Origin of the sequence: Curtobacterium sp. MCBA15_013 (assembly GCF_001865095.1) — a bacterium.
Lineage (GTDB): Bacteria > Actinomycetota > Actinomycetes > Actinomycetales > Microbacteriaceae > Curtobacterium.
The window spans coordinates 83274-96038 of the sequence record NZ_MJGQ01000067.1 but is presented as its reverse complement, the minus strand read 5'-3'; the positions used below and the strand labels follow the sequence as shown (position 1 = coordinate 96038).

The 12765-nt window shown below is 72.8% G+C and carries 11 protein-coding genes and 1 tRNA gene; 9 read left to right on the top strand and 3 right to left on the bottom strand.

Annotation, left to right across the window (positions count from 1 at the left end; genetic code table 11):
• Window positions 1-562: 562 nt before the first annotated feature.
• From BIV01_RS17505 to BIV01_RS17480, 6 genes are all read left to right on the top strand, one after another.
• On the top strand, window positions 563-1318 hold the full coding sequence (locus BIV01_RS17505) for a pseudouridine synthase (RefSeq protein ID WP_070419123.1): 756 nt from the start codon (window positions 563-565) through the stop codon (window positions 1316-1318).
• Between the two features lie 19 nt (window positions 1319-1337).
• A complete protein-coding gene (locus tag BIV01_RS17500) occupies window positions 1338-2462 on the top strand; it encodes a prephenate dehydrogenase (RefSeq protein ID WP_071303692.1) in 1125 nt (374 codons plus the stop codon).
• 167 nt (window positions 2463-2629) lie between these two features.
• On the top strand, window positions 2630-3313 hold the full coding sequence (cmk, locus tag BIV01_RS17495) for a (d)CMP kinase (RefSeq protein WP_441294379.1): 684 nt from the start codon (window positions 2630-2632) through the stop codon (window positions 3311-3313).
• 68 nt (window positions 3314-3381) lie between these two features.
• Window positions 3382-4902: a ribosome biogenesis GTPase Der gene (gene der / locus BIV01_RS17490; RefSeq protein ID WP_071295441.1), complete on the top strand. Its 1521-nt coding sequence runs from the start codon at window positions 3382-3384 to the stop codon at window positions 4900-4902.
• A gap of 20 nt (window positions 4903-4922) precedes the next feature.
• Window positions 4923-5573: a hypothetical protein gene (locus BIV01_RS17485; RefSeq protein ID WP_071303691.1), complete on the top strand. Its 651-nt coding sequence runs from the start codon at window positions 4923-4925 to the stop codon at window positions 5571-5573.
• Between the two features lie 140 nt (window positions 5574-5713).
• The gene (locus tag BIV01_RS17480) at window positions 5714-6253 is read left to right on the top strand and encodes a hypothetical protein (RefSeq protein ID WP_070416492.1); all 540 of its coding nucleotides are present in this window, start codon (window positions 5714-5716) and stop codon (window positions 6251-6253) included.
• A 127-nt stretch (window positions 6254-6380) separates the two neighbouring features.
• Here BIV01_RS17480 and BIV01_RS17475 read toward each other — a convergent pair whose 3' ends face one another.
• Window positions 6381-7289: a helix-turn-helix domain-containing protein gene (locus BIV01_RS17475; RefSeq protein WP_071303690.1), complete on the bottom strand. Its 909-nt coding sequence runs from the start codon at window positions 7287-7289 to the stop codon at window positions 6381-6383.
• 102 nt (window positions 7290-7391) lie between these two features.
• Here BIV01_RS17475 and BIV01_RS17470 point away from each other — a divergent pair, with 102 nt between their 5' ends.
• Window positions 7392-8261 (top strand): oxidoreductase, encoded by an 870-nt coding sequence (locus BIV01_RS17470; protein WP_071303705.1) that lies wholly within the window; start codon window positions 7392-7394, stop codon window positions 8259-8261.
• A 108-nt stretch (window positions 8262-8369) separates the two neighbouring features.
• Entirely contained in the window at window positions 8370-8711 is a 342-nt protein-coding gene (locus tag BIV01_RS17465; protein ID WP_071303689.1) for a hypothetical protein, read from the top strand.
• Window positions 8712-8719: 8 nt separating this feature from the next.
• Here BIV01_RS17465 and BIV01_RS17460 read toward each other — a convergent pair whose 3' ends face one another.
• Entirely contained in the window at window positions 8720-10858 is a 2139-nt protein-coding gene (locus BIV01_RS17460) for a RecQ family ATP-dependent DNA helicase (protein WP_071303688.1), read from the bottom strand.
• Window positions 10859-10935: 77 nt separating this feature from the next.
• Window positions 10936-12444: a hypothetical protein gene (locus tag BIV01_RS17455; protein ID WP_071303687.1), complete on the bottom strand. Its 1509-nt coding sequence runs from the start codon at window positions 12442-12444 to the stop codon at window positions 10936-10938.
• 188 nt (window positions 12445-12632) lie between these two features.
• On the opposite strand from BIV01_RS17455, the gene BIV01_RS17450 reads away from it, so the two are divergent.
• A tRNA-Pro gene (locus tag BIV01_RS17450) sits at window positions 12633-12706 on the top strand.
• Window positions 12707-12765 lie beyond the last annotated feature (59 nt).

The window sequence follows — 12765 nt, the reverse complement described above, 5'->3', positions numbered from 1 at the left end:
TGACCGCGGCGGGTACCGCGGCCGTGACGAGCGTCCGGCGTCCGGCGGTGGGTACCGGGGTCGCGACGAGCGCGGGGGAGACCGGGGTCGGTTCGTCGGCCGCGAGGACGACCGCCGCGGCAGCGACCGCGGCGGGTTCAACCGCCGTGACGACGACCGCGGCGGGTACCGGGGTCGTGACGAGCGCCCCGCGTCCGGTGGGTACCGCGGCCGTGACGATCGGCGCGACGACCGTCGTGACGCCCCCCGACGCGACGACGACCGCCGCCGCGACCCCGCCCGCGAGGACCGCCGTGCCCCGGACGGCCGACCCAGCACGGTGTGGCACAACGGCCGACGCTACGTCGGCGGCACCACCACGGCGCGCAACGGCGACCGGCCCCGGAACACCGGCCCGCGCGGCACCGACCGCCGCACCACCCCGCAGCCCGAGGGTGCCCGCGACCAGCAGGGCCAGCCGCTCGAGGGCACGCCCGAGCGCCCGATCATCCCGGACTGGGACGCGGCGGACGGGACGGCGACCGCCGGGGCCGCGCCGCGCCTCCAGGCAGAGGGGGAGCGCCTGCAGAAGGTGATCGCCGCTGCGGGCGTGGCATCTCGCCGCGTCGCGGAGAACCTGATCGTCGAGGGCCGCGTGACGGTCAACGGCGAGGTCGTCGACGCGCTCGGCCGGCGTGTCGATCCCGAGACCGACCAGATCGCGGTGGACGGCGTCCCGGTGCAGATCGACAGCTCGCGCCGCTACGTGCTGCTCAACAAGCCGACCGGCATGGTCTCGAGCCTGCAGGACGAGCGTGGACGTCGTGACCTGTCCGAGTACGTCGACCGGTACGAGGAGCGCCTGTTCAACGTCGGGCGGCTCGACACCGAGACGTCCGGGCTGCTCGTGCTGACGAACGACGGGGACCTCGCGCACGTCCTGGCGCACCCGTCGTTCGGGGTGACGAAGACGTACATCGCGAAGGTGCGCGGCAACGTGAACCCCGCGACGGTGCAGCGGCTCCTCGACGGTGTGGAGCTCGAGGACGGTCCGATCGCGGCCGACAAGGTCCGCCTGCTCGAGTCCTCGCGTGGGGAGTCGCTCGTCGAGATCACGCTGCACTCCGGTCGCAACCGGATCGTGCGCCGCATGCTCGACGAGGTCGACCACCCCGTCCTCGAACTGGTCCGGCGGTCGTTCGGGCCGCTGCACCTCGGGTCCCTGCCGATCGGCAAGACCCGGGAGCTGTCGACGGTCGAGCTCGGTTCGCTCCTCCGCATCGCCCGTGAGGCGAAGGGTTCTCCCCAGGCCTCGGACGGCGAAGAGTCCTCGGACTGACGATCGGTAGGCTTGCGGGGTGACCGACGCCACCACCCCGCTCGCCGAACCGGCCATCGACCGGCGGCTCCGGGGACCCGTGCGGATCGTCGGCGCGGGCCTGCTCGGCGCGTCCATCGGCCTGGCACTGCGTGAGAAGGGTGTCGAGGTCGTCCTCGACGACGTCTCGCCCGCAGCCCTGGCGCTCGCCGTCGACTACGGCGCCGGGCGTCGACCGGCTCCCGGTGACCGTCCGGAACTCGTGGTCGTGGCGGTTCCCCCGGACGTCGTGGCGGCGGTCGTCGAGCGTGAGCTCGCGGCCTTCCCCGGTGCCGTGGTGACCGACGTGGCGAGCGTGAAGTCGGGGCCGCTCGCCTCGCTCCGGGCAGCCGGCGCCGACATCTCGCGCTACATCGGCTCGCACCCCATGGCGGGCCGCGAACGCAGCGGGCCGACCGCCGCGCGCGCCGATCTCTTCCTCGGGCAGCCGTGGGTGATCGCCGGGCACGACGACATCACGTACCAGCGTGCCGCCGTGGTGGAAGACCTGGCGCTCGACGTCGGCGCGACCGTGGTCCCGATGGAACCGGAGTCGCACGACCTCGCGGTGGCGTACGTCTCCCACGCACCGCAGCTGGTGTCCACGCTGATGGCCTCCCGGCTGCGGGACGCCCCGGACGGCTCGCTCGGCCTCGCGGGCGGCGGCGTCCGTGACGTGACCCGCATCGCCGCGAGCGACCCGGGGCTGTGGGTGCAGATCATCGGTGCGAACGCGTCGCGCATCCGGCCGGTGCTCGCGGATCTCCGCGACGACCTCGACCGGGTGCTCGCCGCACTCGACGACCCGACCGCGCCCGGCTCGCCCCGCGCCCTCGCCGAGACCATCGCTGCGGGCAACCGCGGCGTCGAACGGCTGCCGGGCAAGCACGGCACCACGAAGCGCTTCGCCCAGGTGGTCGTCCTCGTCGACGACACCCCGGGCCAGATCGCCGCCCTCCTCACGTTCATCGGGGAGATCGGCATCAACCTCGAGGACATGCGCCTCGAGCACTCACCGGGCGCGCAGATCGGCATCGTCGAGGTGTCGGTCGTGCCCGAGCAGGAACAGCGACTCGTCGACGAACTCGAGGGTCGCGGATGGAGGATCGCAGCAGCATGGGCCTGAACAACGACGACTCCGGCGTGACCGGTGGACCCGACGGACCCGACACGGGGCTGCCCACGCCCGGCGACCAGCCCGGCCCGATCGGCGGCGCCGGCGGTGCGGGTGGAGGTCTCGACGGGCAGGGCGGCGGCGAGCCCGGTTCGACGCGCGACCCCCTGCCGGCCGGACTGCCGGACGGCGCCTTCGTCGCGAAGTTCGTGATCGCGGTCGACGGCCCCGCGGGCAGCGGCAAGTCGAGCGTGTCCCGTGCCGCGGCGCGCGCGCTCGGCTTCGGCTACCAGGACACCGGTGCCGCCTACCGTGCGCTCGCCTGGCACGCACTGCAGCAGCAGGTCGACCTCGACGACGCCGCCGCGGTCCTGGCGAGCTGGGAGACCTTCGACTACGAGATCGGCACCGACCCGGACGCCTACTTCGTCCAGGTGAACGGCACCGACGTCACCGACGCGATCCGCACGCCCGAGGTCACCGCCGCGGTCGCCCACATCGCGAAGCTTCCCGAGGTCCGGCAGCGGCTCGTGCAGCTCTTCCGGAACGTGATGCGCAAGGCCGAGGGCCGGGGCATCATCACCGAGGGGCGTGACATCACCACGGTCGTCGCGCCCGACGCCGAAGTCCGGATCCTCCTCACGGCCGACGAGTCCGTTAGAATGGCTCGGCGCTCGGCTGAGGTCACCACCCAGTCGGCCGCCGAGACCTCCGCCGCACTCGCTCGTCGCGACGCGGCGGACGCGAAGGTCGTCGACTTCATGAACGCCGCCGACGGCGTCACGACGCTCGACTCCACCGACCTCGACTTCGACCAGACCGTGCAAGCGGTCGTCGACCTGGCCCGCGCGACCGGGCACTGACCACCAGGGCCACGCGCGGCCACGCACTGACAACACGCGGCCGAAGGGTCGCCGGCAAGGACACCCACATGGCGCAGCTGGACAACCCAGAACACGACGACTTCCCCGAGTACGACGACGCCCTCGGCGAGCGGATCGCCGGGCTCGACGAAGCCGAGGCCGAGCAGCGGGCGAACGCGCTCCGCGCCGGGCTCGAAGACTACGAGCTCGACGAAGAGGACGTCGCCCTGCTCGAAGCCGGGCAGCTCGGCGAGGACGGCATCACCTACCTGCCGGCCTACCCGGTCCTCGCGATCGTCGGGCGACCGAACGTCGGCAAGTCGCAGCTGGTGAACCGCATCCTCGGTCGCCGCGAAGCCGTCGTGCAGGACACCCCGGGTGTCACGCGTGACCGCGTCGCCTACAAGGCGGAGTGGAACGACAAGCGCTTCACCCTCGTCGACACCGGCGGGTGGGAGCCCGACGCCAAGGGCATCAACGCCTCCGTCGCCGCCCAGGCCGAGGTCGCGATCGACCTCGCCGACGCGGTGCTCTTCGTCGTGGACGTCACGGTCGGCATCACCGCCACCGACGAGCACGTCGTGAAGATGCTCCGCGGCACCGACCGTCCGGTCATCGTCGTCGCGAACAAGTCGGACGACGACCGGCGCGACCTCGACGCCTACGAGCTCTGGAACCTCGGTCTGGGGCAGCCGTACCCGGTGTCGGCGCTGCACGGCCGTGGCGTCGCCGACCTCCTCGACCTCATCATCAAGACGCTCCCCGACACCTCGGCCGTCGCCAAGCAGGAGGTCGGCGGACCCCGTCGCGTCGCGATCCTCGGCCGTCCGAACGTCGGCAAGAGCTCGCTCCTGAACAAGGCCGCCGGCGAAGAGCGCGTCGTCGTCAACGAGCTGTCGGGGACGACCCGCGACCCGGTGGACGAGCAGATCGAGCTCGGCGGCCGTGTCTGGCGCTTCGTCGACACCGCCGGCATCCGCAAGCGCGTGCACCTGCAGCAGGGGGCCGACTTCTACGCCTCGCTCCGCACGACGGCAGCGCTCGAGAAGGCCGAGGTCGCCGTGGTCGTCCTCGACGTCACCGAGCCGATCTCCGTGCAGGACCTCCGCATCATCGACCTCGTCCTCGAGTCCGGCCGTGCGCTGGTGCTGGCATACAACAAGTGGGACCTGCTCGACGACGACCGCCGCCGCTACCTCGAGCGCGAGATCGAGCAGGACCTCGCGCACGTGGCGTGGGCACCGCGCGTCAACATCTCCGCACGCACCGGTCGCCACCTCGAGAAGCTCGTACCGGCGCTCGAGACCGCGCTCGACTCGTGGGACACCCGCATCCCGACGGGCAAGGTCAACGCCTTCATCGCCGAGCTCGTGCAGGAGCACCCGCACCCGGTCCGTGGTGGCAAGCAGCCCCGCATCCTGTTCGGGACCCAGGCGTCGAGCCAGCCGCCGACGTTCGTGCTGTTCACGACGGGCTTCCTCGACCCGCAGTACCGACGCTTCATCACGCGTCGACTGCGCGAGGTCTGGGGCTTCTCGGGCACGCCGATCAACGTCAACATGCGGGTGCGCGAGCGCCGCAAGCGCTGAGGTCGATCAGGAGATCCGACATGACGAGGGCGAGTCGACGATGGCTGTTCGCAGCGGTCGCTCTGCTCGCCCTCGTCGCGGTCCTGGTCGCCTGGCGCGCCATCCAGACCGAGCGTGGCATCGACTCTGCGGAGCCGGTCGCGACGACGACCCCGCTCGCCGAACAGGGTCTGCAGGGCGGCACGCTCGTGTCCCCGTCGAACACGCTCGGCGCCCCGGTCCCCGAGCCCGCCACGGACGATGCCGACGGGTCGCCCATCGACCCGTGGTGGCGGCGCGTCCCGCCGGTGGCCGGCGACCTCGTCCCGATCGCCCCGCTCGACGGGATCGCCTCGGGACACGACCGGTCCGCCTCGGGCCACGTCCGGATCGCCCGCGCCGGGGAGCACCTGCTCGTCAGGATCACGGACCTCCGGGTGGCGTCCTCGGACACGGAGCTGCATGATGTTCGGGTGGTGCTCTCCGAGGGCACGGTCGTCGGCGCGCGGCCCGGGCTCTGGACGGGGCACGAGGACGACGACGACCTCGGCACGATCCCGTCCGACGTGGGGACGATCACCTTCGACCTCGAGGCACCCCGCGGCGTCCCGGACCCGGTCCGCTCGCTCGTCCTGCTGGACCCCGACTCCGGTGCGGTCCTCGGGGGAGCCGCGCTCCTGCCGACCGACTGAGGCGTCGCCGCCGGTCTGAAGGCACGGTGCCGGTTCGCGCCGCCGGACACGGCAGGGTGGTGCGGTGCCGGTTCGCGCCGCGGGACACGGCTGGGTGGTGCGGTGCCGGTTCGCGCCGCCGGATACGGCACCATGGGAGGGTGACGCAGCAGAACGCCGGGCTCGGTGCCCTCGCCGACCGCCTGTGGTGCCGTCTGCACCTCGACCGACTGGCCGGCGGACGGCAGGCGGACTACGTCATCCGCGAGGACATGCTCGACCACCCCGAGACCGTCCGCTCCTTCCGGTGGATCCGGTGGCTGCTCGTCGCCGAGACCGTCGTCGGCCTGACGGCGATCGTCGTGGCGATCCTCCTGACGAACGCCGGGCAGACGGTCCCGTGGGCGGTGTGGTTCCGTGCGACCGTCGTCCTGCTCATCACGCTGACGCTCTACGTGTTCGCGTGGCGGGCGCAGCTCGGGTACTACTGGGCGTACCAGCGGCTGCGGTTGTTCAGCCGGATCTTCCCGGTCGTGACGCTCGTGGTCGCGGCGATCCCGGGGCTCTACCCGTTCTGGATGGTCATCGAGCAGATCGTGTTCTCGCTGCTGATGATCGGCATCGGGGACGTGCTGACGACCGACCACATGCGGGCCGCGTTCCCGAAGCCGGCGCGACGCTCGGGGCCTGCGGCGGGATGAGGGGGCGGTGGCGGCGCGCGGTGTTGGCGCTGGCCGGTGCCGAGCCGATGCGACATCGTCGACGTCGTTCGACACCGGTCTTGTCGCTCGTTGCGGACGCGCACCGTTGCACGCGCGGGGGAGCGACTCAGTCGAGGTCGTACGACGTCGACGATGTCGTTCCGAGTCGGCCCGCCGCGCCGCCCGCACCGCCCGCAGCCCCCGCGGCCAGGCTCCCGAGCAGCGCCAACGCCCCCGCCGAGGGCGACCCCGGTTCGGCGTGGTGCAGCACGAGCAGCTGCCCGTCCGTCCCGCCGATGCCGAGCTTCTCCCGACGGAGCTCGAGCTCGCCCACCTCCGGGTGCCACATCCGCACGGTGCCCCCGGCGAGCGGCCGGACGTCGTGTCGCGCCCACAGCCGACGGAAGTCCTCGCTGCCGAGCGACAGTTCGCCGACGAGCGAGGTGATCGCCGGATCGTCCACACGGGTCCCGATGGAGGACCGGAACGCCGCCACCATGCCGCCCATCTGCTGCTCCCAGTCCGGGTAGCGCCCCTGCTCGGTGTGGCCGAGGAACATCGTGCGCAGCCGGTTCTCGCCGGCACGCATCCCCGGCGCCAACGCGGACGCGAGCCGGTTCGCGGCGAGCACGTCGAACGCACGATTCTCGACGAAGGCGGGCAACCCGACCACGTCGAGCAACTGCAGCGTCCCGGTCGGGACCCGGTCACTCCGGCCTCCGCGGGATCCCCTGGCCCGGTCGGGCGCAGCGGCACCCGATCCGGACGCGCTGGCCAGACCCCGCAGGTACGCGTTCGCCGTGGCGTCGAGGCCGAACACCCGTGCGATCGCGTCGAGCACCTGCCCCGACGGGTTCCGGTCACGCCCTTGTTCGAGACGGAGGTAGTAGTCCGCGCTGATCCCGGCGAGCGTCGCCACCTCCTCGCGGCGCAGCCCCGGCGTGCGTCGGACGCCGGTGACGCGCAGCCCGGCGTCCTCCGGGCGCACGAGCGCACGCCTCGCCCGGAGGTACTCGCCGAGGGTGTTGTCGCTCACCCCTCGATGCTACGGACCCGGCGCGGTCCGTTCCTGGTCCCCGTGGTCCCAGGGTCGACGGGGACCTGTCCGTCCCGGCGGACCGGGAGCATCGTGGTGGACATGACCGACACCACACTCCCCGGCGGTTCCTTCCGCCTCGCCGACGACCTCGACCTCACCCGCGTCGGGTACGGCGCCATGCAGCTCGCGGGCCCCGGCGTCTTCGGGCCGCCCACCGACCGCGACGAGGCGATCCGCGTCCTCCGCACCGTCGTCGAGCTCGGGATCACCCACATCGACACGGCCGACTTCTACGGCCCGCACGTCACGAACGAGGTCATCCGCGAGGCCCTCCACCCGTACGCCGACGGCCTGCACATCGTGACGAAGGTCGGTGCCCGGCGTGACGCGGAGGGCGGTTGGCCGCACGCCCGCGAGCCGCACGAGCTCGTCGAACAGGTGCACGACAACCTGCGCAACCTCGGGCTCGAGCAGCTCGACGTGGTGAACCTCCGCGTCGGCGGGTTCGACGCCCCGGAGCCGGGCAGCCTCGCGCCGCAGTTCGAAGCCCTCGCCGAACTCCGGCAGCAGGGCCTCATCAAGCACCTCGGGCTGTCGACCGTGAACGCCGAGCAACTCGCCGAGGCGCAGTCGATCGCCCCCGTCGTCTGCGTGCAGAACTTCTACAACGTCGCCCGCCGCGAGGACGACGCGATGGTCGACAGCACGGCCGCGCAGGGCATCGCCTACGTGCCGTACTTCCCGCTCGGCGGCTTCTCGCCGCTGCAGTCCGGTGCGCTCGACGCCGTCGCGGAGCGGCTCGGAGTGTCGCGGCTGACCGTGGCGCTGTCGTGGCTGCTCCAGCGCTCGCCGAACATGCTCCTCATCCCGGGGACCTCGTCCGTCGCGCACCTGCGCGACAACGTCGCGTCGGCGGGCTTCGCCCTGCCGTCCGACGCGCTCGCCGAGCTGGACGCGATCGGCGCCTGAACCGCACCCCGGCGGACTGGAGGCGCGGTGCCGGCCCGCACCGTGCCTCCGGTGTGCGACGATGACCGCCGGGGCGGCGCCCATCGGGGCGTCCGGGGGAGGTCCGACATGACAGCACGTTCGTCCGGCGACCGCACGATCGGCGCGAGCAGCTGGTGGCTGGCTGCGCCCGGGGCCGTCGCACTGATCGCCGGCGTCGCACACGCGGTCGGCCTAGCGCGCGTGTTCACCGAGGGGTTCCCACCGTGGTGGGTGGTGACGGGGATCGTCTCGCTCGCCGCGCTCCTCGCCACGGTGGTGGCCCTGTTCCGGGTGCCCGGGCCGCGTCCGGCAGCGGTCGTCGTCGCAGCGGCCGGGTTGTTCGTGGCCGGCGGGACGCTCCTGGTCGACGTGGCCGTCGTCGTCTTCCTGCAGTGGGTTGCCGACGGCCTGAGCAACCCGAGCGGCTGACGCCGGAGTCAGGCGACCGTGGCCAACGCGAACGGGAGCACGGCCGACGCTCCGGCCCGCCGCAGTTCGCGCCCCGCCACGGTCATCGTCCACCGGCTGTCGACGAGGTCGTCCACGAGCAGCACCGGCCCCTCGTGCGACTGCAGCGCGGCCCCAAGCGCGGGATCGACCACGAACGTGTCCCACACCCCCGACAACCGGTAGGCGCTGTTCGTCGCACCGTCGCCGCGCGGCGTCCCACCGTTCCGACCGAGGGTGCCCAGGAACTGCAACCGCCCGATCGAGGACAGTGCCTGCGCGAGCGACCCGACGAGTTCGGGCCGTGACCGCGACGACATCGCGACGACCCCGGTCGGACGGGTCTCCCACGGCCAGTCCTTGAGCGCACGGACGCACCCGTCGACGAGCTCCCGCGAGACCGGGGCGTCGGGAACCCCCGGTGCGAAGAGGGCACGGAGCGGCCCACCCCACCCGAGGTCGGTGAGCCGGGCGACGGCGCGTCCGGGCTGGACGAGCTCGTCGGGGCTGATCTTGCCGCGCACGGGGACGCCGAGCGACGACATGCCCGACGGCCACTGGGCGCGCGGGGCGATCTCGACCCCGACCTTGTCGAGCGCCGCGGCGGCACCCGAGGCGTCCGACGACGACACCGACGTCGGGTACCAGGCGTCGGTGCAGTTGTCGCAGCGACCGCACGGTTCGGCCGACGGGTCGTCGAGGTCCTGCTGCAGGAGCTGCATGCGGCACTGCGACGTGGACTCGTAGTCGAGCATCGAGGCGGCCTCGGCAGCGCGGGCTGCGGCGACCCGCTCGTAGCGGGGTGCGTCGTACTCCCACGGCTGCCCGGTGGCGACCCACCCGCCGGCGACGCGCTGGACGGCGCCGTCGACGTCGAGCACCTTGAGCAGGAGCTCGAGGGTGGAGCGCTTGATGTCGACCAGTCCCTCGAGGGCGACGGTCGACATCGCGGAGTCGCGGGACAGCGCGTTCAGCACCGCGGACGCCCGGGACTCGGTCGGCATCGAGGCACTCGCGAAGTACTGCCAGATCTCCTGGTCCTCGCGCCCGGGCAACAGGAGCACGTCGGCGTTGTCGGTGGCGCGACCGGCACGACCGATCTGCTGGTAGTACGCCACGGGGGAGGACGGCGCCCCGACGTGGACGACGAAGCCCAGGTCCGGCTTGTCGAACCCCATGCCGAGCGCACTCGTCGCGACGAGGGCCTTCAGCTCGTTGCCCTTGAGCTGCTGCTCGAGCTGCTCGCGCTCGTCGGTGTCGGTGCGCCCGGTGTAGGCGCGGACCGCGTACCCGTTGTCGCGCAGGAGCCGGGCGATGTCCTCGGCCGCCGAGACGGTGAGCGTGTAGATGATGCCGCTGCCCGGCAGGTCGCCGAGGTGCGCGAGCAACCAGCCGAGCCGTTGTCGGGCGTCGGGGAGCGACAGCACGCCGAGCCGCAGCGAGGCCCGTGCGAGGGACCCGCGGATGGTGAACACGGGGTCGTCGGGGCCGGCGGTCAGCTGCTCGGCGACGTCCTCGACCACGCGCTCGTTCGCCGTCGCGGTGGTGGCGAGGACGGGCACGCCGTGGGGGAGCGACCGGATGAGCTCGGCCAGCCGGCGGTAGTCCGGCCGGAAGTCGTGCCCCCAGTCGGAGATGCAGTGCGCCTCGTCGACGACGAGCATGCCCATCCGGGCGATGAGCGTCGGCAGCTGGTCGTCGCGGAACCTCGGGTTGTTGAGCCGCTCGGGGGAGACGAGCAGGACGTCCACCTCGTCGCGGGCGAGCGCCGCCTGCGTCTCACCCCACTCGTGCGCGTTCGCCGAGTTGATCGACACCGCACGCACCCCGGCCCGGGCAGCGGCGGCGACCTGGTCGCGCATGAGTGCGAGCAGCGGCGACACGAGCACGGTCGGGCCGCCCCCGCGTCGCCGGAGCAGCAGGGTCGCGAGGAAGTACACGGCGGACTTCCCCCACCCGGTGCGCTGCACCACGAGGGCGCGCTGCCGGTGCTCGACCAGTGCCGAGATCGCCTCGAGCTGCCCGGGGTGGAACACCGCGTCGGGCCGCCCGGTCAGGGCGTGCAGCGCCTCCTGCGCCTCCGCAGCGATCGCGGGGGACGGCGGAGCAGGTGACGGGGCAACAGACATGACCCCATGCTGTCAGCACCGACCGACGAAACCCGACCCGCGCCTCCAGTCTGTGGAGAACCGGGCGAGGCGATCCGCTACTGGTACGTGATCAGCGACGGTGTCGGCGCCACGTCCGCCATCGTCTGCTGCGGCGTCAGCATCGGCTGGTCCTCGTCGTAGAAGTTCTTCCAACCCCAGTGGATGCCCGCAGGCGCGCCGACGTGCAGCGCCTTCCACGTCGCCTGCTTGTCGGGCTGCGACCCCTGTCCGTCGACGTGCACGAGCATGTCGAGCTCGGGGTGCTGCTCGAGCGACGCCCGGTCCTGGATCATCGACAGCCGGAACTGGTGGAGCACGAATGCCTTCGGGGGGAGCCCCTTCGAGCGGACGAGGTCCGCGAGCCACGAGGACACCTCGTTCACCTCGGAGGCCTTCACGCTCCCGATCTGCTCGAGCGGGACCTGGTCGTGCCCGAGACGCCACTCGGGGTCGAGCGCCAGCCACACGCCCGGCTTCGACAGCAGGGACTCGTACCGCTTCGCCTGCGACAGGAAGTCCGCGCGCCCTGGCTGGAGGTCGAGGATCACGGGCATCCCGGCGTCGTGCGCGGCATCGACGTAGGGCTCGAGCGTCGACACGGGCAGCTCGGTCGAGTAGTCCCCGTCCGCGCCGGCGTCCCCGGCGGCGACGGTCGCGATGACCTCCATCGCGGGCGTGATCGGCACGTCGCCGAGTCCCTTGTAGGACGCCGCGACGGACTTCGCGCGCTGCACCGTCGCCGTCGGGTCCTGTTCGCCGAGGACGCCGAGCGCCGGCGCTCCCGGCACACCGTAGAGCGCCACGTACCGGTGGCCGTCGAACGGCCGCTGACCGCCGTCGGGCAGCTGCCACCCGTTCTCGGCGGCGCGGACGGTCCACTCCGGGTCCGGCAGGTCGGCGAACGCCGCCCCCACCAGCACCGTCGGGTGGTCGCTCCGCTCGTGCAGTGCGGTCACGACGTCCGGCGCGGCCGCGGGGTCCGTCACACCGTCCGGCATCGTCACGACGCGGGCACCTGCCGCCTTCGCGGTCGCCACGGCTGCGGCGTCGGCGGTCGCGTCCGCCACGACGACGGTGGCCTGCCTGGAGGCGCGGCTCGGCTCCGGCGCGTCCCCGCCGTCCGGCGCGTCCTGCTCGGGGACGTCGGTGTCGAGCGCGACGTCGCCCTCGGCCTGGTACCACCGGGCGCCGAGGCGCTCGAGTTCGTGCGCCGCCGGCGACCCGTCCTTCGCCGGCGACCCGTCCTTCGCCGTCGACTCGTCCTTCCCGGTGAGGAGGACCGGGACGTGGGCCGCCTCGGCGGCGCTCGCCGCGGACCGCACGGCGTCGGCGTCGTCGGCGGGCGCGACGACGGCTCCGGGAGCGGACGCGAACAGCGCGCGGCTCGTCCGGACGGACCGCTCGGCGGCGTCGGACTGGGCCGCGACCGACACGGACTCCGCCGTCGCCTTCGCGAGGGTCGGCCGGGGTGTCTCGGTCTGTGACCCGGTGCACCCGGCGGCTCCGAGCAGCAGGCCGGCTGCTGCGAGTGCGAGGAGGACACGGGAGGTGGGACCGGAACGCATCGGGCCACCCTACGAGCCGGGCGGCGGAGACCCTGGGAATCCGACGGGTGTCGTGTGGAGCCGCGACGCGCTGGACGACTCGCGCGGGACGACGCCGCGTGGCGCGGGAGGGGTCCGGCGTCCGCTATGCTGGTCGGGTTGCTCCGCGCTCCGGTCGGACGCGGGCGACGTGGGTCCCTCGGGGCTCGCGGGCTGTGGCGCAGCTTGGTAGCGCACTTGACTGGGGGTCAAGGGGTCGCAGGTTCAAATCCTGTCAGCCCGACCGGAGGGGCGAGTTAGTAATCGTCTTAAGAACTGTTCACAACGAAGAAGCCCACCGAG

Excerpts from the sequence above, each read along its gene's own strand:
- der (WP_071295441.1), top strand. The coding sequence starts at position 3,382 with ATGGCGCAGCTGGACAACCCAGAACACGACGACTTCCCCGAGTACGAC.
- BIV01_RS17485 (WP_071303691.1), top strand. The coding sequence starts at position 4,923 with ATGACGAGGGCGAGTCGACGATGGCTGTTCGCAGCGGTCGCTCTGCTC.
- BIV01_RS17470 (WP_071303705.1), top strand. The coding sequence starts at position 7,392 with ATGACCGACACCACACTCCCCGGCGGTTCCTTCCGCCTCGCCGACGAC.
- BIV01_RS17465 (WP_071303689.1), top strand. The coding sequence starts at position 8,370 with ATGACAGCACGTTCGTCCGGCGACCGCACGATCGGCGCGAGCAGCTGG.
- BIV01_RS17460 (WP_071303688.1), bottom strand. The coding sequence starts at position 10,858 with ATGTCTGTTGCCCCGTCACCTGCTCCGCCGTCCCCCGCGATCGCTGCG.
- BIV01_RS17455 (WP_071303687.1), bottom strand. The coding sequence starts at position 12,444 with ATGCGTTCCGGTCCCACCTCCCGTGTCCTCCTCGCACTCGCAGCAGCC.